General features: G+C 62.5%; 21 protein-coding genes and 1 riboswitch. Of the genes, 10 read left to right on the top strand and 11 right to left on the bottom strand.

The window, feature by feature from the left end; all coding sequences use genetic code 11:
- Positions 1-66 precede the first annotated feature (66 nt).
- Together WBF69_RS12390 and maiA are read left to right on the top strand one after the other, a co-directional pair.
- Positions 67-1017, top strand: a complete 951-nt coding sequence (locus WBF69_RS12390) for a LysR substrate-binding domain-containing protein (RefSeq protein WP_424264453.1) — start codon at positions 67-69, stop codon at positions 1015-1017.
- A gap of 6 nt (positions 1018-1023) precedes the next feature.
- Positions 1024-1665 carry a maleylacetoacetate isomerase gene (gene maiA, locus WBF69_RS12395; protein WP_424264503.1) on the top strand — a complete coding sequence of 214 codons (642 nt, stop codon included), beginning with the start codon at positions 1024-1026 and terminating at the stop codon, positions 1663-1665.
- 102 nt (positions 1666-1767) lie between these two features.
- Here maiA and WBF69_RS12400 read toward each other — a convergent pair whose 3' ends face one another.
- Both WBF69_RS12400 and WBF69_RS12405 read right to left on the bottom strand, forming a co-directional pair.
- Positions 1768-2361: a phosphatase PAP2 family protein gene (locus tag WBF69_RS12400; RefSeq protein ID WP_424264454.1), complete on the bottom strand. Its 594-nt coding sequence runs from the start codon at positions 2359-2361 to the stop codon at positions 1768-1770.
- Positions 2362-2472: 111 nt separating this feature from the next.
- A complete protein-coding gene (locus WBF69_RS12405; RefSeq protein ID WP_424264455.1) occupies positions 2473-3852 on the bottom strand; it encodes a nucleobase:cation symporter-2 family protein in 1380 nt (459 codons plus the stop codon).
- A gap of 244 nt (positions 3853-4096) precedes the next feature.
- Here WBF69_RS12405 and WBF69_RS12410 point away from each other — a divergent pair, with 244 nt between their 5' ends.
- The gene (locus WBF69_RS12410; protein WP_424264456.1) at positions 4097-5644 is read left to right on the top strand and encodes a sensor domain-containing diguanylate cyclase; all 1548 of its coding nucleotides are present in this window, start codon (positions 4097-4099) and stop codon (positions 5642-5644) included.
- Between the two features lie 22 nt (positions 5645-5666).
- Here WBF69_RS12410 and WBF69_RS12415 read toward each other — a convergent pair whose 3' ends face one another.
- The gene (locus WBF69_RS12415) at positions 5667-6293 is read right to left on the bottom strand and encodes a hypothetical protein (RefSeq protein WP_424264457.1); all 627 of its coding nucleotides are present in this window, start codon (positions 6291-6293) and stop codon (positions 5667-5669) included.
- A 289-nt stretch (positions 6294-6582) separates the two neighbouring features.
- Here WBF69_RS12415 and acnA point away from each other — a divergent pair, with 289 nt between their 5' ends.
- Positions 6583-9258, top strand: coding sequence for an aconitate hydratase AcnA (acnA, locus tag WBF69_RS12420; protein ID WP_424264458.1), 2676 nt, complete (start codon positions 6583-6585; stop codon positions 9256-9258).
- A gap of 71 nt (positions 9259-9329) precedes the next feature.
- Here the strand turns inward: acnA and WBF69_RS12425 are convergent, their stop codons facing one another.
- A complete protein-coding gene (locus WBF69_RS12425; protein WP_424264459.1) occupies positions 9330-10172 on the bottom strand; it encodes an aldo/keto reductase in 843 nt (280 codons plus the stop codon).
- Positions 10173-10252: 80 nt separating this feature from the next.
- Between WBF69_RS12425 and panB the strand changes: the two genes are divergently transcribed.
- From panB to WBF69_RS12450, 5 genes are all read left to right on the top strand, one after another.
- Positions 10253-11080, top strand: a complete 828-nt coding sequence (panB, locus tag WBF69_RS12430) for a 3-methyl-2-oxobutanoate hydroxymethyltransferase (RefSeq protein ID WP_424264460.1) — start codon at positions 10253-10255, stop codon at positions 11078-11080.
- A gap of 71 nt (positions 11081-11151) precedes the next feature.
- Positions 11152-12123, top strand: a complete 972-nt coding sequence (locus tag WBF69_RS12435) for a LysR family transcriptional regulator (RefSeq protein ID WP_424264461.1) — start codon at positions 11152-11154, stop codon at positions 12121-12123.
- 53 nt (positions 12124-12176) lie between these two features.
- Complete coding sequence (locus WBF69_RS12440) at positions 12177-13598, top strand: DNA recombination protein RmuC (protein WP_424264462.1); 1422 nt, start codon at positions 12177-12179, stop codon at positions 13596-13598.
- 38 nt (positions 13599-13636) lie between these two features.
- Entirely contained in the window at positions 13637-14659 is a 1023-nt protein-coding gene (locus WBF69_RS12445; protein WP_424264463.1) for a magnesium and cobalt transport protein CorA, read from the top strand.
- A 68-nt stretch (positions 14660-14727) separates the two neighbouring features.
- Complete coding sequence (locus WBF69_RS12450; protein ID WP_424264464.1) at positions 14728-15336, top strand: 2OG-Fe(II) oxygenase; 609 nt, start codon at positions 14728-14730, stop codon at positions 15334-15336.
- Positions 15337-15351: 15 nt separating this feature from the next.
- Here WBF69_RS12450 and WBF69_RS12455 read toward each other — a convergent pair whose 3' ends face one another.
- Positions 15352-15933 carry a TMEM165/GDT1 family protein gene (locus tag WBF69_RS12455; protein ID WP_424264465.1) on the bottom strand — a complete coding sequence of 194 codons (582 nt, stop codon included), beginning with the start codon at positions 15931-15933 and terminating at the stop codon, positions 15352-15354.
- Between the two features lie 2 nt (positions 15934-15935).
- Positions 15936-16112: riboswitch (yybP-ykoY riboswitch) on the bottom strand.
- A 48-nt stretch (positions 16113-16160) separates the two neighbouring features.
- Positions 16161-17432, bottom strand: a complete 1272-nt coding sequence (locus tag WBF69_RS12460) for an O-acetylhomoserine aminocarboxypropyltransferase/cysteine synthase family protein (protein ID WP_424264466.1) — start codon at positions 17430-17432, stop codon at positions 16161-16163.
- Positions 17433-17522: 90 nt separating this feature from the next.
- On the opposite strand from WBF69_RS12460, the gene WBF69_RS12465 reads away from it, so the two are divergent.
- Positions 17523-17858 carry a YnfA family protein gene (locus tag WBF69_RS12465; protein ID WP_424264504.1) on the top strand — a complete coding sequence of 112 codons (336 nt, stop codon included), beginning with the start codon at positions 17523-17525 and terminating at the stop codon, positions 17856-17858.
- A gap of 38 nt (positions 17859-17896) precedes the next feature.
- Here WBF69_RS12465 and WBF69_RS12470 read toward each other — a convergent pair whose 3' ends face one another.
- The 5 genes from WBF69_RS12470 to WBF69_RS12490 all read right to left on the bottom strand — a co-directional run bounded on the left by WBF69_RS12470 (position 17897) and on the right by WBF69_RS12490 (position 21445).
- Positions 17897-18622 carry a uracil-DNA glycosylase family protein gene (locus WBF69_RS12470; RefSeq protein WP_424264467.1) on the bottom strand — a complete coding sequence of 242 codons (726 nt, stop codon included), beginning with the start codon at positions 18620-18622 and terminating at the stop codon, positions 17897-17899.
- 36 nt (positions 18623-18658) lie between these two features.
- Positions 18659-19408, bottom strand: a complete 750-nt coding sequence (gene ypfH, locus WBF69_RS12475; RefSeq protein WP_424264468.1) for an esterase — start codon at positions 19406-19408, stop codon at positions 18659-18661.
- A gap of 71 nt (positions 19409-19479) precedes the next feature.
- The gene (gene arfB / locus WBF69_RS12480; protein WP_424264469.1) at positions 19480-19890 is read right to left on the bottom strand and encodes an alternative ribosome rescue aminoacyl-tRNA hydrolase ArfB; all 411 of its coding nucleotides are present in this window, start codon (positions 19888-19890) and stop codon (positions 19480-19482) included.
- Positions 19887-20498: a pseudouridine synthase gene (locus WBF69_RS12485; RefSeq protein WP_424264470.1), complete on the bottom strand. Its 612-nt coding sequence runs from the start codon at positions 20496-20498 to the stop codon at positions 19887-19889. Before WBF69_RS12485 ends, arfB begins: the two co-directional genes overlap by 4 nt.
- Complete coding sequence (locus WBF69_RS12490; protein ID WP_424264471.1) at positions 20495-21445, bottom strand: LysR family transcriptional regulator; 951 nt, start codon at positions 21443-21445, stop codon at positions 20495-20497. Before WBF69_RS12490 ends, WBF69_RS12485 begins: the two co-directional genes overlap by 4 nt.
- Positions 21446-21653: the final 208 nt, after the last annotated feature.

The raw sequence follows: 21653 nt of genomic DNA on the forward strand, positions 1-21653 counted from the left end.
ATGAACACGAAATAGATAATATGCCCCCATCGACTTACAGTGTTCTATTTTTGAAGTGAATCTGTCATGCAAGATTTGAACGATATGTGGTATTTCGCCGAAGTCGTGGAACATGGCAGTTTTTCGGGCGCCGCGCGGGCGCTGGATTTGCCGACTTCGCGGCTGTCCAGACGGATTGCCCGGCTAGAGACAAGCCTGGGGGTGCGCTTGTTGAATCGCACGACGCGCAAACTGTCCCTGACCTTGGCGGGGGAACAATATGTCCGGCATTGCATCGCGGTGCGCGATGAGGCAGAGCAGGCACATGCGGAAATCTCCCGGATTCTGGCCGAGCCGCGCGGTCCCTTGCGCGTGTCTTGTCCCGTCACGTTGGCGCAGTCGGTGATTGCGCCGCTGATTCCGGATTTCTTGAAGCGCTACCCGCTGGTCAGACTGGAACTCGAAGTCACCAATCGCGTCGTCGATCTGGTCAGCGAACGCGTGGACATTGCTTTGCGGGTGCGTCAGAGCCTGGAGGACAGCGGCAGCGCCATCATCAAGCGGCTGGGCTTAAGCCACGGTCTGCTGGTTGCCAGTCCCGAATTGCTGCAGCGCCTGGGCAGGCCGGCTCAGCCATCCGATCTGGAACGGTTCGATGCCGCAGGGATGTCCGCCCAGGCCGGCAAGATCCATTTTTCCATGACCGGGCCGCAGGGGGCGCAAGCTCAGGTGGTGTGTCGCGCCACTTGCATCGTGGATGACCTGCTGTCGCTGCTTTATGCCATCGAGGGGGGCGTCGGCATCGGCATGGTCCCCGACTATATGTGCCGCGAAGACATCGCCCAGGGCCGTCTGGAACACGTGTTGCCTGGATGGTCACTGCCTTCGGGCATCGTCCATGCGGCCTATCTGTCGCGTCGCGGCATGTCACCGGCGGTGCGTTCCTTGCTGGATTACCTGGGCGAGGCCATGGACAGCATCCCGAGCAGCGCAGCCGGGGGAGGTCGTTATGAAGCCCGACAGGATGCGGAGGCCTGAGCCATGCTGGAACTCTATTCTTATTTCCGCAGTTCGGCGGCCTACCGCGTCCGGATCGCGCTGGGCCTGAAGGGGCTGGACTATCGGGTCATCCCGGTGCACTTGCTGCGTCATGGCGGGGAGCAGTTTGGCGATGACTACCAGAGCCGTAATCCAGAGGGTCTGGTGCCTGTGCTGGACGAGGGCGGCCAGATCCTGACGCAGTCCCTGGCGATCATGGAATATCTGGACGAAACGCATGCCCCCGCCACGCTGCTGCCGACGGATGCGGTGGGTCGCGCCAGGGTACGCGCGCTGGCGCTGCATATTGCTTGCGATATTCATCCCTTGAACAATCTGCGTGTCCTGCGCTGGCTGTCACGCGAATTGAAGATCGAGCAGCCTGCCCGGGACGACTGGTACCGGCATTGGATCGTGCTGGGCTTTCGGGCGCTGGAAACTCAATTACAGTCGCCTGCGACGGGGCGCTGCTGTCATGGCGATGAGCCCGGCCTGGCCGACTGCTGCCTGGTGCCGCAGGTCTACAATGCGCGCCGTTACGACGTGGACCTGGCGGTCTTTCCGACCATTGCCCGGATTGCAGCCTATTGTGAATCGCTGCCGGCCTTTCAGGCGGCGCATCCGGACGCACAGCCGGATGCGGAGTGACGGTGCTTCTTGGCAACGGTGAAATGCAAGCAGTGCCATCATCACCTGCTGCGCAGGAACTGCAGGTGATCGGCGTCATCTCGTGATATGGTCAGGCAGGCCTTATGCCCGGAACCAGCCCTGGCTGATCGGCCAGGCGAAGATCCTGCGGTAGGGATATTCGATCAGGGCGCGCAGGCAGGGGATCGCGCGATGTCGCAGGGGCAGACAGATCAGGGCGGCCAGTGCTGCGTTCAGCAAGGCTCCGACCATGTCCAGCGGCCAGTGCACCCCCATGTAGATGCGGGCCCAGGCCACCGGCAGCCCGATCAGGCCCAGGATCCAGGCGGCGCGTCGGCGTGCGGCGTGCACCCAGAGTCCGGCGCATAGCGCCCAGATGAAGCTCATGTGGTTGCTGGGAAAGGATGCGGTTGGCTTGTGCGGCATGTATTGATGGCCGATGCCGACGACGAAGGGGCGGGGGTGGAACCAGGCCTGGGCGATGGCCCAGGACAGGAGCAGGGCGACGGCGGCAGTGAGCGCGGCCTGCACCAAGGCATCCCGGCCCGCTGTGTCGGCGCGCAGCCAGTTCAGGACGATGTACAGGGGGAACACATAGACCAGGCCATTGGCCAGAAGCCGCCCCAGCAGCAGGCTAAAGGCGGTGGGGTCGGTGGCGTTGATCCATAAGAACAGAGTGTTGTTCAGGTGTTCCATAAGGGTGCGCGTAGCCGGACATCGAGTCCAGCAGCATAGCACCGGCGGGGGCGCTGCGGCGGCCCCGCCCGCTGGTTTTTCAATGGGCGACCTGCAGCCGCCGCATCGGCATCACCGGTTGCGTGCCCCTGTGCCTGCCGCAAAGACCGAGGGTTGAGCGGGATTGCCGCGCTTGAGGTGATTGAACAGCAGGTTCAGGGTGATGGCCATGATGGCGGTCGAACTGATCCCCGAATGGAAAATGGTCGCCACCCACGCCGGGAAGTGGTTGTAGAACTGCGGCGCAGCAATGGGGATCATGCCAAAGCCCACGGATGTCGCGACGACGATCAGATTCATATTGTCTTCGTAATCGACCTTGGCCAGGGTGCGGATGCCGCTGGCGGCGACCGTGCCGAACAGCACCAGGCCTGCGCCGCCCAGCACGGCAGCGGGCACCGTGGCGATCAGGCGCCCCATGACCGGCAGCAGGCCCAGCACCAGCAGGATGATGCCGCTGGCGGCCACGACAAAACGGCTTTTGACGCCGGTCACGGCGACTAGGCCGACGTTCTGTGCGAAGGCGCTTTGCGTGAAAGAGCCAAAGGCCGGGGCGATGACGCTGGACACCATGTCAGCACGCAAGCCATCGCCCAGGCGGCGTGAATCGATCGGGGTTTTGATGATGTCGCCCACAGCCAGGATGTCGGCAGCCGTTTCCACCAGCACGACCAGGATCACGATGAACATGGACAGGATGGCTGCAGGGTGGAAGGTGGGCGCGCCGAAGTGGAACAGGGCGGGGAAGGCCAGGGAAGGGCCGTCTGCGATGCGGGAAAAATCCGTCATGCCCGCCATCCAGGCGATGACGGTGCCCAGTACCATGGCCAGCAGGATCGACAGACGCGAGAGGGTGGCGTTGCCCAGTTTGCTGAGCAACAGCACGATGACCAGGGTGGCGGCGGCCAAGCCGATATTGGCGGTGCTGCCGAAGTCCGGGGCGCTGGCATTGCCGCCCATCGCCCAGTGGGCCGCCACAGGCATCAGGGACAGGCCGATGGTGGTGATGACCGACCCTGTCACCAGGGGCGGGAAGAAGCGGATGATCTTGGAAAAGACCGGTGTAATCAGCAAACCGAGCAATGCCGCGGTCATCACGGCCCCGAATACCGCCGGCAGGTCGCCGCCGGCTGTCAGGATGGCCAGAATCGTGGCCACGCTGGCAAAGGATACCCCTTGCACCAGCGGCAATTGGCAGCCGAAAAATGGGATGCCCAGCGTTTGGACCAGGGTGGCCAGGCCGCCCATGAACAGGCAGGAGGCAATCAGGATGCCGATTTCCGCAGCAGGCAGGCCTGCTGCCTGACCGACGATCAGCGGCACGGCGATGATGCCGCCATACATGGTCAGGACGTGCTGCAGACCGTACAAGAGATTGGCGGACAAGCTTAGGCGTTCGTCCTCGGGACGTTGCGGTGAGGTGTGGGTCTGATGATGCAAAATAGTCTCCATCCTGATGATGGTCGGGGCATGATGATGCCGCCGCCGACGGGCGCCTCTGATCAGCCCAGGGCAGGCTGGCCGCCGGGGCGACCCAGGATGTCATTGTGACCTTACACCGCCGCGCCGGGTGCGGCGGGGCGGCATATTGCCTATCGTCATGTTTGCATATTGGCCTAGGTCCATAGGGATTTCTGCTAATCTCAACGTATGGGACCTTTCCCTGTGTATGGGGACTGGTGGTGGCATCAGGGCTTTGAGCAGAATCGACAATATGAACACCCCGGCGGCACAAGACGACCAGCAGTATCCGGCTGACGGCACTGAGGTGCCTGATCTGTTCGAACTCTCGCCCATGGCGTACTGGCTCGAGGACTACAGTGCTTTGCACGCGCACTTTCAGCGCTTGCGTGCCGCCGGTATTCAGGATTTGCGTCACTGGCTGCAGCAGGATCGCAATCGCCTGATAGAGTGCACCCGTCTGGTGCGTGTTCTGCGGGTCAACCGCCAGACATTGCGGCTCTACGAGGCCGATTCCCAGGAAGCCTTGTTGGCGCATTTGGTTCAGATCCTGCGCGACGACATGCTGGACGGCTTTCTGGAAGAACTGGATCAGATGTGGCGGGGGCAGACCGAATTCAATGGCCTGACCGTCAACTACACCCTGTCGGGCAGGCGCCTGGATCTGTCCTTGAAGGGCGTGCTGCTGGCGGATGCCGAGCGCCCTTGGGATCGTGTGCTGGTCACGATGGAAGACGTCACCGAACTGCAGGACCTGAGACGCCAGGCTCAGGCCAGCGCGCGGGATGCACGAGAATTTTTCCAACAGGCGCCGGTGTCGCTGTGGGTCGAGGATTTCAGCGCCATCCGGAAATTATTCGACGAATTGCGCGCCTTGGGGGTCAGCGACTTCCGCACGTTTCTGGATGTGCACCCCGATTTCGTGGAACGCTGTCTGCAGGAAATCCGGGTGCTGGACATCAATGACTACACCTTGACGATGTTCAAAGCTGCCTCGCGGGCCGAGTTGCTGGCGCGTTTGGGCGACGTGCTGCACGAGGAAACGCGGGCGTCCTTTGCCGAACAATTGATCGGCCTGTGGGAGGGGCGCTTGTTTCATCAGCTGGAAGTCCAGAACCGTACGCTGCAAGGCGATGTGCTGTACATCCATCTGCAATTGTCCGTGTTCCGGGGGCGCGAGCAGGATTGGTCTCAGGTGCTGGTTTCGCTGACGGACATCACGGCGCGCAAGAAAGCCGAAGCCTATCTGGAATACCTGGGCCAGCACGATGTGTTGACTCAGTTGAAAAACCGCTCGTTCTTTGTGGACGAGCTGGGTCGCCTGGCTCGTAAACATACCCCGCTGGTGGGACTCGTTGCGCTGGACCTGAACAATTTGAAGCACACCAACGACGAGTACGGTCATGCGGCGGGCGACGATCTGTTGCGCCGTTTGGGTGAAGTCCTGAACAAGGCCGTCGACCGGCCTGGCCAGGCGGCCAGAATCGGCGGTGATGAATTCATGGTGCTCTTGCCCGGCATGGATGAGCGTGCCGCTCAGGTCGTGCTGGACAACATCCGTTCTCTGGTCGAGCTGAATAATCAGTATTACAGCGGGGCGCCGATCAGCGTGTCGGCGGGGCTGGCGGTCTGCCGAAATTCCGCCGAGCTGGAGCTTGCCATGAAGGCCGCCGATCAGGCCATGTATGCCGACAAGATGGCCTATTACCAGACATACGCTCGAGAACGGCGGTATTCAGGGCCGGATGCCGATATCGTGTCCGCCTCGAATACGTCCAGCTAAGGCCGCGCGGCTGGGCCTGTATTTAGTTGGCCTGGGGCGCCATCTGCTGTTCGTGGACGGTGACGATGCCGGGTTGATCGGCGGCTTCCAGGATGCGGCGCACACGGTCTTGCCATAGCAGGCCGAATTCCTGCTGCTGCTTTGCATCGGCCTGACCGGACAGGATTTTTTGCAGCATGGGCATGGCAGTCGGCGACGGCGGCACCCCTTGGGCACTGTAGGACACGGCGACGCTGGCGCCGGTGTCACGTCGCGTGAAGCTGATTTCGCCGGGCAGGCTCTGGTCGAATTCCAGCAGGTGGCGGCGATCATACTGGCCAGCCAAGCCCTTGAATCCCGTATCCGTCGTGGATCCTGTGACCAGACTGACGATGTTGGCGATGACGCCTGTGACCCCATTGGTGGCGCTGTCGGCGAATTTCACCTGGATGTTGCCGCGCTCGGGCAGCGTGTCCGGATACAGAGTTTGCAGAGCCTTGACCGTCATCAGCCAGGCTCCGGCCACCGTTGGGCAGGAATGTCCGGCAAGACGCACGACGTCTTCATAACCGTACTCGATCTGGCCGTCATCCGACGCGCCCAGCAGCTGGGCCAGCGGATCGTACAGCGTGATGCGGGGGGCCTGGGTGAAAAATGCGGGAAATGCCATGGTGTGGACTCCGGGAATTCAGGGATGCTTCAGTGTAGAAGCCGATCCTACCGAAAAGAGGTTTGACCTTGCGGCGCGTCCGGTCGTTTCTGCTGCGCTGACTTGACGAGTGTCAATGAGTGACGTGCGATCGGACTGGAGCAGGAGCGCCGTCCGAAGTCCCTTGAGTCAGCAGGGCGAGGATGGAGACCGTATGGGGAATGCGTGTAAGATGGATTGGATAGGGTCGGCCTGGTGTTGCTTTCAGGGCTGGCCGGCTTCGATACGACGAATTCCAGGAGGACTTGCAATGGCTCACCCTAATAGTTTCGGCGCACGGACAACCTTGGATGTGGGGGGCAAGCCCTACCATATCTACCGGCTTGGGGCACTGAAAGATCACGGACTGGACCCCTCCCGGCTGCCGTACGGCCTGAAGATCCTGCTGGAAAACCTGCTGCGCACCGAAGACGGCGGCGACGTTACCGCTGATGACATCCGCGCGCTGGCATCCTGGGACCCGAATGCCCAGCCCAACCGCGAAATCTCCTTCACCCCGGCGCGGGTCATTCTGCAGGACTTTACCGGTGTGCCTGCAGTGGTCGATCTGGCCGCGATGCGTCAGGCCATGAAGGCCCTGGGCGGCGAACCCAGCCGCATCAATCCGCTGGCGCCCGTCGAGCTGGTGATCGATCACTCGGTGATCGTCGACGACTTCGGGCACAACGATTCCTATCGCCGCAACGTCGAAATCGAATATCAACGCAACGTCGAACGCTACCAGTTCCTGCGCTGGGGCCAGACCGCATTCGATGGCTTCCGTGTTGTGCCGCCGGGCACCGGCATTGTCCACCAGGTCAACCTGGAACACCTGGCCAGGGGCGTGTTCACCCGCCAGGTCGATGGCGTCACCGAGGCCTATCCCGACACCTGTGTGGGCACCGACTCACATACCCCGATGGTCAACGGCCTGGGCGTGGTGGCCTGGGGCGTGGGCGGCATCGAGGCCGAGGCCGCCATGCTGGGCCAGCCGATTTCCATGCTGATCCCGCGTGTCGTGGGCTTCAAACTGTCTGGCGCCCTGCCTGAAGGCACCACCGCCACCGATCTGGTGCTGACGATTACCGACATGCTGCGCAAGCATGGCGTGGTGGGTAAATTCGTGGAATTCTACGGCCAGGGGGTGGCGGCGGTGCCGCTGGCCAATCGCGCCACCATCGGCAACATGAGCCCGGAATACGGCTCCACAATCTCGATTTTCCCGATTGATGACGAAACCCTGAACTACATGCGCTTCACCGGACGGTCCGCCGAGCAGGTCGCGCTGGTCGAAGCCTATGCCAAGGCACAGGGGCTGTGGCACGACCCGCAGCACGAACCCGCCTATTCCGAACGCCTGGAACTTGATCTGGGCACGGTCGTGCCATCCATCGCCGGACCCAAGCGTCCGCAGGATCGCATTTTGCTGACCGAATCCCGGCCATCCTTCCAGAAATCCCTGGCCGCTTTGCCGGGGTCGACTGCTTCCAATCCCGCGGCAGTCCACTTGAACGACGGTATCGATTTCGAAATCGATCATGGGGCGGTGGCGATTGCCGCCATCACGTCCTGCACCAACACGTCGAACCCGGCTGTGATGGTGGCGGCCGGTCTGCTGGCGAAAAAGGCGGTAGAGCGCGGTCTGAAACGCAAACCCTGGGTCAAGACATCGCTGGCTCCTGGATCCCGCGTCGTCACGGACTACTACGAAAAATCCGGTTTGATGCAGTATCTGGATGCCCTGGGCTTCAACCTGGTGGGCTATGGCTGCACGACCTGTATCGGAAATTCCGGTCCGCTGATCCCGGAAGTCTCCGAGGCCGTCCGTTCCCATGATCTGGCCGTCACGTCCGTCCTGTCGGGCAATCGTAACTTCGAAGGGCGCATCCACTCCGAAGTCAAGATGAACTACCTGATGTCCCCGCCGCTGGTGGTGGCCTATGCCCTGGCCGGATCGATGGACTTCGATCTGTACCAATCCCCGCTGGGCCAGGATCAAAACGGCAAGGACGTCTATCTGCGCGACATCTGGCCCAGCAGCCAGGAAGTCCAGGACGTCATCCAGTCCTCGATTACGGCGGATATGTACAAGCACGGCTATGCAGACGTGTTCGCCGGCAATGATGCATGGCGCGATCTGCCGACTCCGGAAGGCAATTTGTATCACTGGGATCCGGCATCCACCTATGTGCGCAATCCGCCGTACTTCGAGGGCATGCGCCGCGCCCCCGATCCGGTGCACGACATCCGGGGCGCCAGGGTCCTGGCCAAACTGGGCGATTCGGTCACGACCGATCACATCAGTCCCGCCGGTTCGATCGCCAAGGATTCCCCGGCTGCGCAATACCTGCAGTCGCAGGGCGTGCAACCCAAGGACTTCAATTCTTATGGGTCGCGGCGCGGCAATCACGAGGTCATGATCCGCGGCACCTTTGCCAATGTGCGCTTGCGCAACCAGATCGCCCCGGATACCGAAGGCGGCTGGACACGCGACTTCACCCAGGACGGCGCTCCCGTCGCGACGATTTTTGATGCCTCGCAAAACTACCAGAAAGCCGGCATCCCGCTGGTCATTCTGGCGGGCAAGGAATACGGTTCCGGTTCGTCGCGCGACTGGGCGGCCAAGGGCACGGTGCTGTTGGGCGTGCGGGCTGTCATCGCTGAATCCTACGAACGGATTCACCGCTCCAACCTGATCGGCATGGGGGTGTTGCCGCTGCAGTTCCCGGAAGGCCAGAATGCGGATTCACTGGGTCTGCGCGGCAAGGAAACCTTCGAAATCACCGGGATCGAAGCCTTCAACGACGGCAAGACCCCCAAGACCGTGCACGTCAAAGCCGGCGATGTGGAATTCGACGCGCTGGTGCGCATCGATACGCCCAGCGAGGCTGCCTACTATCGTCACGGCGGGATTCTGCAGTACGCAATCCGGCAGCTGTTGAACTAAAAAAAGCGGCCTGCAGGCCGCTCTGATGATGCAGGCGCGCAATGGTCCACGGGGGACCATTGCGCGGTCGGCTATCCCTTCATGACATGAAATAGCTCGGGATCAGGGCCGATACGACCGTCGGCGCGGTCCAGCGCTGCGATGCGGGCCATGGCTGCGTCGTCCAGATGCAGATTCCAGAGATTGAAATTTTCCCGGATGCGGTCCGCATGGGAGGATTTCGGGATCACCATGTGGCCCATCTGGATGTGCCAGCGCAAGATGATCTGCGCCGGGGTGGCCTGCAGCTGATGGGCCAGTTCCTGGATCACCGGGTCCTGTAGCACCTGCCCCTGACCAAGCGGGCTCCAGGCTTCGGTCAGGATGTCGTGGTCGGCATGATAGGCCCGCAGTTCGGTCTGCTGAAAATACGGATGCAGTTCGATCTGGTTGACGACGGGCAGCACGCCGGTCTTGTCCAGCAGTTTTTGCAGGTGATGCATCTGGAAATTGCAGACGCCGATGGATTTCGCCCGCCCGTCGTCGTGCAGCTGAATCAGAGCTTCCCAGGCTTCCAGGTAGCGGCTTTCCTTGGGGACCGGCCAGTGGATCAGATACAGGTCTACGTAGTCCAGTTGCAGGCGATCCAGGCTTTCCTGCAGGGCTGATTTGGCGCTGTCCCGGTCGTGTCGGTTGTTCCAGAGCTTGGTCGTCACGAACAGGTCTTCGCGCGGCACGCCGCAGCGGGCGATGCCCTGGCCGACTTCCGCCTCGTTGTAGTAGATGTATGCTGTGTCGATGGCCCGATAGCCGGCCTCGACAGCCGCCTGGACAGCGGGTGCGGTGTCCTCGCCTGTCACTTGCCAGGTGCCCAGGCCCAACTGCGGCACGCGGCGGCCATCATGGAACGTCAGGTAAGGTTGGTTGGATGACATAGTGGTCTCCGTAATGAGGCAGCCACTGGCCCTGAAGACCTGCGATGGCCGACAATGATTCTTTTTTCTAGGGTAGACCAATGAGTGTACATAGCCAGGCGCAACGCGTCACTGTTCCCCAGCTGATGTCTTACAAAGGGACACGCAAGATTGCCGCGCTGACTGCCTATATTGCGCCCATCGCCCGCCTGCTGGACGAATCCGTCGATATGATTCTGGTGGGGGATTCTACGGCGATGGTGGGCTATGACTTGCCCGACACCTTGTCGATCACGACGCAGACCCTGGCGGCGCATGCGGCTGCCGTCGTGCGGGCCACCCAGCTGGCTTGCGTGATCGTGGACATGCCTTTCGGCAGCTACCAGCAGTCTCCGGCCCAGGCCTTTGCCAGCGCGGCGGACATGCTGGCAGCCAGCGGCGTCGCCGGCGTCAAGCTGGAAGGCGGCCAGGTCATGGCGGAAACCACCCGCTTCCTGGTGGACCGAGGCATCCCCGTGCTGGCGCATGTGGGCCTGATGCCGCAGTACGTGAACACCATGGGCGGATTCAAGGCCCAGGGCATGTCGGACGCCGCCGCCCAGCGCATCCGGGAAGACGCGCAGGCGCATGCCCAGGCCGGGGCGTTCGGTATCGTGCTGGAAGGCATCAGCGAGCCGCTGGCGCGCGACATCACCGCCGGCCTGGACATCCCCACCATCGGCATCGGTGCCTCGCCCGCCTGCGACGGCCAGATCCTGGTGACCGAAGACATCCTGGGGCTGAGCGGCGATCGGATTCCCAAATTCGCCCGCCGCTTTGCCGATGCCGGCCAGGTCATCCGGGATGCCGCGCGGGAATATGCCCAATCGGTGCGGGAAGAAACTTTTCCAACGCTTGATCACTGCTTTGGTGTACGCCGCTCGAATTAATATGGCAGCACCATTAGCCCCAATCTGTGGGGGCGCGTCGTCCGCGGCTGCCGCTCCTATCCCGTGTCCTTATGGAAATCCGCCAACTCGAGGCGCTCAATGCCGTGGTCTCCAGCGGCAGTGTGACCGCTGCCGGTCGCATGCTGGGGCGCTCCCAGCCCGTCGTCAGCCGTCAGATCGGTGATCTGGAAGGCGAGCTGGGCTTTATCCTGTTCGAGCGCACTCGCCCCAACATCACGCTGACTGAATCCGGCGCTGAATTCTACCGCGAGGTCCGGGGCATTCTGGCGGACCTGCAACAGCTGGAAGCTCGCGTGCTGGGCATGCGCAACGGGCAGGTGCGTCCTTTGCGTATCCTGGCGACCTCGGATCTGGCGCGTGGGCTATTGCCCGATGCTTTGGCCCGGATCGACCGGTTCAATCCGGTGTTTCGCCAGACACTGATCCTGGAAGAAGTCGTGCACGAAGTCGTGCCGCAGGAAATTCTGGAAGGCCGCGCCGATTTTGCCCTGATCAACCTGCCTATCGATACCGTTGGGCTGCGGGTGCATTGGTGCGGGCAGGCGCCGTGCTTGCTGGCTTTGCCGGCGGGGCATGTCTTGGCTGCCCAGGATGCCGTGCGGCTGGATGATATCCGCGATACCGATGTCATCACGCTGCTCAGCCGCTACCGTATGCGCTACCACCTGACGAACAGCCTGGCGCAGGCCACGGCCGGCGGCACCCGTCGCCACATCGAAGTCGGCAGCCAGCAGACGGCATTGGCCATGGTGCGGGCAGGGATGGGGGTAGGCTTGATTGATCCCTTTACCACTCAGGGCGGCATGCTGGGCGGGGTGGTATTGCGACCGGTGCTGTCCGATATCCACTATCGCATTGGCGTGGTATCTCAACTGACCCATGATCTGCCCGAAGGCGCTGTGCGCCTGATCCGGGGGCTGCACAGCCATGTGCGGGCCGTCATCCCCCAGTTTGTGGATACGGACCCCAACGGCTTGCGGCAGCAGGCCGCGGAACCTAGCAGTACCCTGTCTTTGGCTTGATGCCCGCCTGGGGTGTGCGATGATGTGGGTTTCTCCCATCCCAGGATCGTATCGTGACCTCGTTTCCCCTCGAAGCCCTATCCGGATGGGCGCTGGCCTTGCTGCTGGGCGGTCTGGCGGGGTGGTGGCTGGCGCGCCGTCGTGCGCTGTCCCTGGCGGCTGATCTCGCGCAACAGACCGCCGAGCGTATCCGCCTGGATGCGCAGCAGGCGGCGCAGGCGCAGCAGATCGAACAGCTGCGAATCGATCTGGCGCAATCCCTGAAGAATCTGGACGATAGCCGGACATTGGCCCAGGAACGGGATCTGGAATTGACCCGCCTGCAGGCGGTGCACCAGGAAAAACTGGCGCTCATCCAGGAACTGAAGCAAGCATTCGAGCAGTCCAAGACCGCCATGCGCGCAGAATTTCAGAATCTGGCGAATCAGGTCCTGGAAGAAAAAGGCAAGGCTTTCGCCCAGACCAACCAGACCTCTCTGGACGGGCTGTTGCGCCCTTTCCGGGAACAGATCGATGGCTTTCAGAAGCGCGTCAATGAAATCCACGATGCGTCCTTGCGCGGGCAGACGCAGTTGGGGGCGGAAATCCGCCGCGTGCTGGATATCGGCCTGAAAATGAGCACCGAGGCCAACACCCTGGCGACTGCGCTGAAGGGCGACAAAAAGACGACCGGCAACTGGGGGGAAATTCAACTCGAACGCAGCCTGCAGTTGGCCGGTCTGGTGTCGGGGGATCATTACCAGGCCCAGGCCAGCTTCCGCGATGAATCGGGCAACCGTTTGCAGCCCGATTTTGTCATCAAGCTGCCCGACGACAAGCATATGGTGATCGACAGCAAGGTCTCGCTGGTGGACTACGATCGTGCCATCGCGGCGCAGACCGATGCCGAGCGCGAAGCGGCGCTGGTGGCGCATGTGCAGGCGGTGCGCCATCATATCGACGATCTGGCCCGCAAGGACTACAGCAATCTGATCGGCCTGAAGAGCCCCAGTTTCGTGCTGATGTTCATGCCCATCGAACCCGCCTACATCGAGGCCATGAAACACAACCGCGATCTGTTCGACTATGGCTACCGCCAGAATGTGATCATGGTGTCGCACACCACCTTGATGCCGATCCTGCGCACGGTCGCGAATCTGTGGATGATCGCCCGCAGCAACGAACAGACCAGGGCGCTGAGCGACATGGCCGGCGGCCTGTACAACCAGGTGGCCACGGTAGCCGAACGTCTGCAGAAATTGGGCAATGCCCTGAATACCGTCAGCACGCACTACAACAGCACGGTCACGGCAGTGGCGGGCCAGCAGGGCTTGTACGGCAAGGTCAATCGCTTTGCCGAACTCTCGGCCAAGGCCAATAAGCAGATGCCGGACCTGGAACCCATGCATGCCGACATCGAGGTGCAGCGCCTGCAGGCGGTGATTCCTGACGCGGATGACATGCCCGGCCCGGCGCGTTTGCCCGGCGACGCATAGGAGGGGCGGATGGCAGTTCGTGCCCAAGGAGACGCTTCATGAGCGATGACGCAGTGGCGGCAGACGCGTTCGCCAGTCTGGAAGACGCTTTTCGGCAATCTGCGGTGGCCTCCGTCCGGTATGCGCCGGATGGCGCGCAGCAGGAAGTCGGTCTGGATGACTTGGGGGTGGCGGCTTCCGACGACGGCCTGTTATGGGTGGGGCTGAAAGATCCCGCCGAGCCGCTGCTGCAAGCGATCGGTGCACGCCTGGGGTTGCCAGAACGCGCCATCGAGGAAATCATCGCGCCTCATCGGCGTCCGAAGGTCATCGAATATGACCACCTGACCCTGATCGTCGCCATCACCGCCGAAGTCTCCCGAGATCGGCCCAGTTTCGGGGACACCCAGATCCTGATCGGTCCCGGCTATCTGCTGACCATTCGCCGCAATGCCGTCGGTTCGCATCGGGAACTGCGCGGCCTGCTGGCCGAGTCGCCGGAATTCCTGGGGCGCGGCAGCGACTACGTGGCGTCCGCCTTGCTGGATCTGCTGGCGGATCGCTATGTCGAGGCGCTGAACCACATGGAGGCCAGGGTCGAAGGCATCGAGCGCCAGTTTCTGCTGCGCAGCTTTCAGGAAAAGGACATTCGCCATCTGTACCGTCTGCGTCGGGACCTGCTGCGTGTGCAGGCTGCGGTTGCGCCATTGGTGGAAATCTGCCGCCGATTGGCGCGGGTCGGCGCGCGCAACATCGACCCCGACATTCAGGGGTATTTCGGCGAAGTGGCCGACCGCATCCAGCGTGTCGTCGAGGGTTTTGCAGGATTGCGTGAAGCCCTGGCGTTCGCCTTCGAGGCCAGCATGATGATCAATCAGATGCAGCAGACCGACATCACCCGCAAGCTGGCTGCCTGGGCCGCCATTCTGGCGGTGCCCACCGCGGTGGCGGGTGTCTACGGCATGAATTTCCACGATATGCCGGAACTCAGTTGGGCCTATGGCTATCCGGCCATGCTGGCGGGGACGGGATTGGTGTGTGGCCTGTTGTACTGGAAGTTTCGCCGCATCAAGTGGCTGTAACGGTTGCGCCGCTGCATGTGGCTGGTGATGTTTTCGATTGATGATGGTGACCCGAGCAGTGGACCTCTATGACCGACTATGACGAGATCATCCGCTTATTGAACCAACAGGGGTGGGCGGTGTCCGATGCGGCCATCCCTGCCGTCTGGCAGGCGGATCTGCTGGCGCAGGCGCGGCAGCGCTGGGAATCGGGACAGTTCTCCGGCGGCGAGATCGGCCGCAGCGACCATGATGCCCGTCAGCCTTCGGTGCGCGGAGACGCCATCTGCTGGGTGCCGCCCGGTTCCGACCTGGCCGATCATCCGTTTTTTGCCTGGATGGCCGGCTTGCGGCAGGTGCTCAACGAGCGCTACGGCATGGGCTTGCGCAGCCAGGAATTTCATTTTGCACGCTACGATTCGGGCGCTGGCTACAAAAAGCATATCGATCAGCACCGCGGCAGCGACCACCGAAAAGTCTCGATCGTGCTGTACCTGAACGAGGCTTGGGACCCCCGGAACGGGGGAGAACTCTGTTTGTACAACCCCTATCAGCCCGATGAGGAAATCCATCGCTTTGCGCCGCTGGGCGCCCGGCTGGCGGTGTTCGTCAGCGGCGTCATGCCCCACGAAGTGCTGCCGGCCCGTGCGCCGCGCTGGAGCCTGACCGGCTGGCTGCGCACGGACGACATCACCTGAAAGAACGGCGCAGCGTCATGCGCCGTCCAGTATCGATCCCGCGCCCAGCAGTGTCGCGATGCCCAGGCCGGCAAAGACGGCGGCCGCAATCGAGTGCACCAGCTTCATCGGGATCTTGGCGGCGAATTTGTCGCCGACGAAGACAGCGGGGACATCGGCGATCAGCATGCCCAGGGTCGTGCCGATGACCACCAGGATCGGGGCGCCGTAATGCGCTGCCAGGGCAATCGTGGCGATCTGGGTTTTATCCCCCATTTCGGCCAGGAAGAACGTGATGAGCGTGGCGCCGAAAATCCCGAAGCGTTTGGCGATCTGAGCCTCGTCATCGTCTATCTTGTCGGGGATCAGGGTCCAGATCGCCATGCCGATGAATGAAAATCCCAGCAACCAGCGCAGGATATCGGGATTGACCGCCGACATGATCCAGGCGCCCAGGGCGCCGGCCAGGCCGTGGTTGACCAGGGTAGCAGCCAGAATGCCCAGAATGATGGGCAGCGGTTTTTTGAAGCGTGCGGCGAGGATGAAGGCGAGCAGCTGTGTCTTGTCACCGATTTCCGCAAGGGCGACGACGCCGGTCGAAACGAACAAGGCTTCCATGAGGGTTCCCAGGCCGGACAAGAAACAATTGACCACCGCGCATGTCCGGCCAGGACGGATGCAGGGTGGTCAAAGGTCTTGCCAAGTATGACAACCGCTGACGCCATGACCGGTGGGTCAAGTGTGTTGACGTCAGCCTCTTCTGGACAGAAGAGCGGCTACTCCCCGATGACGGCGGGATTGTAGCAGGTAATGCGTCTTGCGGCCCCTGGGCGAGGGGCCGTCGATCAGGCCGCCGCCAGCGCCTGATCGACGTCGGCGATCAGGTCGTCGATGTGCTCGATGCCCACGCACAGGCGAACCAGATCGGTGCTGACGCCGGCGGCCTTCAGTTCCTCGTCCGTCAATTGGCGGTGGGTGGTGGTGGCGGGATGGCAGGCCAGCGTCTTGGCGTCGCCGATGTTCACCAGGCGCTTGACCAATTGCAGCTGGTCCATGAAGCGTGTGCAAGCCTCGATCCCGCCTTTGACCCCAAAGCTGAACAACGACGAAGGAATGCCGCCGTCGATGTATTTCTGCGCCAGGGCGTAGTCCCGATTGTCCGACAGCCCGGCGAAATTGACCCAGTTGACCTTGGGGTGCTGTTGCAGATGGCGGGCCAGCGCCAGCGCATTCTGGCAGTGGCGTTCCATGCGCAGCCCGAGGGTTTCGATGCCTTGCAGAATCAGGAAGGCGTTGAAAGGCGAAATCGCCCCGCCCGTATTGCGCAGGGCGACGGTGCGCGCGCGACCGGCAAACGGCACGGCGGCAAAGTCATCCGCATAGATCACTCCGTGGTACGCGGGTTCCGGCTGGTTGAATTGCGGGAAGCGCGGATTGTCCTTCCAGGGGAAACGACCGGCATCGATCAGGATGCCGCCGATGCTGGTGCCGTGGCCGCCGAGATATTTGGTCAGCGCATGGATGACGATGTCGGCGCCGTGTTCAATGGGGCGGCACAGAGCGGGCGTGGGGACGGTATTGTCCACGGCCAGGGGGATGCCCTTGGCGTGAGCGATGTCGGCCAGGGCGGCGATGTCCACCACATTGCCGGCGGGATTGCCGACCGATTCGCAGTACACCAGGCGGGTGCGGTCATCGATGGCGCGGGCAAAGGCGTCTGGATCGCGGCCATCGACCAGACGGGCTTCGATGCCCAGGTCTTTCAGCGTGTGGCGCAAAAAGGTATACGTCCCGCCGTAGACCTGGCTGGTCGCAATAATGTTGTCGCCCGCCTTGGCGACGGTCAGCACGCAGGCAGTGATGGCGGCCATGCCGGACGCAAAGGCCAGGCCCGCTGCGCCACCCTCTAGTTGGGCGACCCGGTTTTCCAGGACGTCGGTGGTGGGATTCTGGATGCGGGTATAGATATTGCCCGCGACCTTCAGATCAAAGAGATCGGCGCCATGCTGGGTATCATCAAAGTAATAGCTTGTGGTCTGGTAGATCGGCACGGCGACGGAGTGCGTCTGGGGGTCGCCGGCAAAACCGCCGTGGATGGCGATGGTATCGCGTTGCATGGTGTCTCCTGGTTCAAGGTATCAGGGCATTTTGTCATGCTTTTTATGACCTGAGGGCATAAACTAAATTTCCGCCTTAAGGAGCCTGACCTGGATATCTTGAAAATCGCCGCGCTGTTCGCCATCACGGCAGTGGCTGAAATCGTCGGCTGCTATCTGCCGTGGCTGGTCCTGAAGCAGGATCGATCGGCCTGGCTGCTGGTGCCCGCAGCCCTGTCACTGGGCTTGTTCGCGTGGCTGCTGACTTTGCATCCGAGCGCGGCGGGCCGCACGTATGCGGCCTATGGCGGGATGTATATTGCCGTGGCGCTGGTGTGGCTGCGCGTCGTCGATGGGGTGGCGCTGACTCGATGGGATCTGGCGGGGGCGGGGATTGCGCTGCTGGGAATGTCCATCATCGCCTTGCAACCGCCTTCGGGGGCTTGATCAGGCTGGCTGCGCAGCCTTGGCGCATGGCCGCCGGCTTACAGCCAGGGCGCCAGCGTTTGATCCGCGATGTCCGCCCAGCCCCGATTGGCGGTGGGATTGGCCGGGCTGGGGTGCAGCAGGTAGGCCGTGGGCACGAGCTCGCCGACGATGCTTTGCGCACGGCCATGCGCAAAGCGACCGATGCCGATGACCACGCGCGGTCTGATCGCGTGAATGACGGCGCCCAGCGCGGCATCACACAGGCCGAACAAGGGTTCGCGTTCGGCCTTGTGCAGTTGTTCGGGGATCAGGTTGCGGTTGTTGCGCAGAAACAGCAAGGGGCAGTAGTTCCAGACAAAGACGTCCTGGAAGAACCGGTCGGCGCTGTTGAAGCGCTGCTGTGCCCAGCCCCAGAAGCGATCGCCGCTGCCTTCGATGCGGTGACAGGCGAAACCTGCAATCGGGTATTTCTCGTGCTGCTCCGGCAAGGGGCCGCCCAAAGGCTTTTCGATCCCCAACCAGTCGCGCGCCATGGCGACCTGGCCGAAGGGCACTCCGGTCTGCGCCATGCCCCAGGGACCGGGGTTCATGCCCACCAGCAGGATCCGGCCCTTTATGCTGCCGTATCGCTGCAGGTATTCACGATGCGCCGACCACATGTAGATCAGCGGGTTGTAGACGTGGCTGGCGCTGGGGAAGGTCAGCACCTGCAGGCTGCCCGCCAGCACACGGGCGATCGCTGTGCTGTTGTTGTCCTGGTCTGGTTCGAAGAATGCCGTCATGTGTCTTGTCTGCCTGGCGTTTGCGGTGCTGGGTCGCTAATGCAGCGTGCTGGAACCGGGGCGTGCGCCGCCCAGCGGGTCGTCGGCGCTGTATTCATCGATGCGCAACGCAGGCTTGCCCTCGGCTTGTTCCCAGCTGCGCAGGGGCACGCAGGTCTGCAGCCGGGTGATGGCTTGCCGGATCAGGGCGGCATGCAGCTCGTGGCCAACGCCCGAGGCGATGTCCAGTGTCACATCGCCCTGCAGTTCCGCCAGTTGCGCGTGCACCTGACGAGCCTGATCCAACGGGGCGATGCGGTCTTGTGCGCCATGCAGTAGATGCAGCGTGGTGGCGCGGGGCGCGGTGTCGGGCAGGGTGGCAAAGCGCGTGCCGAACAGCAGCGCCCGGCCCGCCAGCCCTGGGGCCGAACACACGGCTTCTAGCGCCACGGCGGCGCCTTCCGAAAATCCAAGCAGAGCGGTCTGCTCGCCGCTCAAGCCGTGGTGGCTTTGCCAGGCGGCCACGTCGCGCGCCAGGGCGGCGCCGGCATCCGCAATCAGCCCGACGTAGGCGTGCGCATCCGGGGCGGCGTCAGCGATCCAGCGTCGGTCGGCTTGCGCGCCGAACGGCCCGTACGGCTGGATGATCACGGCCAGTGGGAATGCCTGGCGGATGGCGGCCACCGCGTCCAGCATCTGGCTCGGCTCGGCGGATTCGCCGTGCAGCACGACAAAAAGCTGGGCCGGCGCATCGCCGGCAGGAAGAATGCATAGCGGATCAGGCCGCTGCGTGGAGGCTTGGGACACGGGGAACTCGATTCAATAACACCGCGGCAGGGCGGAATGGATATCGTAGATGAATTTGCCGCTGGCTGCGCTCAGTACCCTGTGACCTTGGCGCGCAGCTGCTTGGTGGCGCTGCGCTCGGTCTTGGCCTGTTGGCGGCGGCGTTTGGACCCCAGCGTGGGGCGGGTGGGGCGCCGGATCGTCGGGCGGGCGCTGGCCCGGTCCACGATCTCTTGCAGGCGCGCCAACGCTTCCAGCCGATTGTGTATCTGGCTGCGGCTGGATTGCGCCTTGATCACGATCACGCCGGCTGCCGTGATGCGATGATCGCGCAGGCTCAGCAGACGTTCGCGAATCGGTTCGGGCAGCGAAGACGCCTGGATGTCGAAGCGCAGGTGGACGGCGCTGGACACCTTGTTGACGTTCTGGCCGCCGGCGCCTTGTGCGCGGATGGCGATGAATTCAATCTCGTGTTCCGGGATCAGATGGCGGGGGGACGTCACAGCCTGACCTCGCGCCATGCGCCCGGCGGCAGATCGTCCAGGCTCCAGGGGCCGATGCGCATGCGCACCAGGCGCAGGGTCGGCAAGCCCACCGCCGCCGTCATGCGCCGCACCTGACGGTTACGGCCTTCATGGATGATGAGCTCCAGCCAGGCGGTCGGGATGCTTTTGCGGAAACGCACCGGGGGATCGCGCGGCCATAGCTGGGGTTCAGCCAGGCGGCGGGCCTGGGCGGGCAGGGTGGGGCCGTCCTTCAGATCGACGCCGTCTTGCAGGCGCCGCAATTGGGCATCGGTCGGCTCACCCTCTACCTGCGCCCAATAGGTCTTTGCCATCTTGCAGCGGGGGTCGGCGATGCGCGCCTGCAACTGACCGTCATTGGTGAGCAGCAGCAGGCCCTCGCTGTCACGGTCCAGTCGCCCGGCTGGGTACACATCGGGCACATTCACCAAATCCTTCAGCGTGGCGCGCCCTTGATCGTCGCTGAATTGCGTCAGCACACCGAACGGCTTGTTCAGCAGGAGCAGGCGGGCTCGCGCAGATGGCGGTTTTGCCGCCCCGCGTGATCCGGCGGGACGGGGGCGCCGTGGCGCAATGCCATCGTTCATGGGTCGCTCCGTGGAGGGCGTTGCGTGCGAGCTGATCGGACGCCCGCTTGCAGGTGATTTGCTTTGACGCTTCGCCGCATCAGGTCCAGGAAGCACTCTACCAGCATGGATGGGGCCGTGTGCGACGGCATGGCAAGTTGCAGGTCGACTTCGATGATTGGATCGAGTTGCGTAATGGCGAGCCGGTCAGCGAACGGCGCGGCAATATAGGGCGTGACGATTCCAACGCCGTTGCCAGCCGCCACAAGCGCACAAACGGTGATGGAGGAGGGCGTCTGGATCGAGAATTCCTGTGGCAGGCCGTGTTTCACCAGTTGCTGTTTTATCCGCACGCTCAATTCATCCGTTTCGCTGAAGGATAGAATTTTCTCATTGGCCAGCATGTCCAGACTGATTCTGTCGTGCTGTGCGAGCGGGTGGTGCAGCGGCAGGACGCAGATTGCCGGTGTGCGGCTAAGTACCTCGGTCGCGAAATCACCCTGCATGAATTCGCCGCTGGCCATCGCCATTTCAATCAGACCCTGGTTCAGGTAGTCCTCCAGCTGCCGGGTGCTCAGGGTCTGGATGCTGATATGTGTATTTGGATATTGCTTCAAAAAGGCGTTGATGACTGGCGGCAGCAGCCCTGCGGCAACCGAAGGGGTGCATCCGATGCGCAGCGATTGAGTGCCTGATTCTCGCATGACCGCGACCAGGGTCTCGATCTTCTGGAGGCCTGAGTAGTGTTGCAGAATCGAATGATAAAGATGTCGGCCTTCGGCAGTGGGCCGTAGCCGACCGTGATGCAGGTCGAACAGTTTGAGGCCGCTTGCGGATTGTAATTCTGAGAGTCTGCGGCTGATGGAGGGCTGCGTCGTGTTCAAAACCGTCGCTGCCCTGGTGGTGGTGCCGGCATCCATGACCGCCTTGAAGGCCTCGATCTGACTGAAAGTTAGGTTTCTTGCCATAGTGTGCGCGGGGATGGGTTCTGGGCGGACGGCGCGGGACGCAGCGCCGCGTTCAGGGATCGCTTTTTCGATAGCTTGGGGTTTTCCAGCATGCTGGGAGAAGCTTGTACTAAACTATATCAAAATTGAATAGGATGACAAAGAAATATGATTTGATCGTATAGATTGCGCATCATAGGATAGCTGCATCACTAGTTTCTACATGACT

Origin of the sequence: Castellaniella sp., assembly GCF_049673105.1 — a bacterium.
Taxonomy (GTDB): domain Bacteria; phylum Pseudomonadota; class Gammaproteobacteria; order Burkholderiales; family Burkholderiaceae_B; genus Castellaniella.

What these genes read in the sequence shown, in the direction of transcription:
- WBF69_RS12390 (WP_424264453.1), top strand. Translation starts at nt 67, where the DNA reads ATGCAAGATTTGAACGATATGTGGTATTTCGCCGAAGTCGTGGAACAT.
- WBF69_RS12400 (WP_424264454.1), bottom strand. Translation starts at nt 2,361, where the DNA reads ATGGAACACCTGAACAACACTCTGTTCTTATGGATCAACGCCACCGAC.
- WBF69_RS12405 (WP_424264455.1), bottom strand. Translation starts at nt 3,852, where the DNA reads ATGGAGACTATTTTGCATCATCAGACCCACACCTCACCGCAACGTCCC.
- WBF69_RS12415 (WP_424264457.1), bottom strand. Translation starts at nt 6,293, where the DNA reads ATGGCATTTCCCGCATTTTTCACCCAGGCCCCCCGCATCACGCTGTAC.
- acnA (WP_424264458.1), top strand. Translation starts at nt 6,583, where the DNA reads ATGGCTCACCCTAATAGTTTCGGCGCACGGACAACCTTGGATGTGGGG.
- WBF69_RS12425 (WP_424264459.1), bottom strand. Translation starts at nt 10,172, where the DNA reads ATGTCATCCAACCAACCTTACCTGACGTTCCATGATGGCCGCCGCGTG.
- panB (WP_424264460.1), top strand. Translation starts at nt 10,253, where the DNA reads ATGAGTGTACATAGCCAGGCGCAACGCGTCACTGTTCCCCAGCTGATG.
- WBF69_RS12435 (WP_424264461.1), top strand. Translation starts at nt 11,152, where the DNA reads ATGGAAATCCGCCAACTCGAGGCGCTCAATGCCGTGGTCTCCAGCGGC.
- WBF69_RS12445 (WP_424264463.1), top strand. Translation starts at nt 13,637, where the DNA reads ATGAGCGATGACGCAGTGGCGGCAGACGCGTTCGCCAGTCTGGAAGAC.
- WBF69_RS12450 (WP_424264464.1), top strand. Translation starts at nt 14,728, where the DNA reads ATGACCGACTATGACGAGATCATCCGCTTATTGAACCAACAGGGGTGG.
- WBF69_RS12455 (WP_424264465.1), bottom strand. Translation starts at nt 15,933, where the DNA reads ATGGAAGCCTTGTTCGTTTCGACCGGCGTCGTCGCCCTTGCGGAAATC.
- WBF69_RS12460 (WP_424264466.1), bottom strand. Translation starts at nt 17,432, where the DNA reads ATGCAACGCGATACCATCGCCATCCACGGCGGTTTTGCCGGCGACCCC.
- WBF69_RS12470 (WP_424264467.1), bottom strand. Translation starts at nt 18,622, where the DNA reads ATGACGGCATTCTTCGAACCAGACCAGGACAACAACAGCACAGCGATC.
- WBF69_RS12485 (WP_424264470.1), bottom strand. Translation starts at nt 20,498, where the DNA reads ATGAACGATGGCATTGCGCCACGGCGCCCCCGTCCCGCCGGATCACGC.
- WBF69_RS12490 (WP_424264471.1), bottom strand. Translation starts at nt 21,445, where the DNA reads ATGGCAAGAAACCTAACTTTCAGTCAGATCGAGGCCTTCAAGGCGGTC.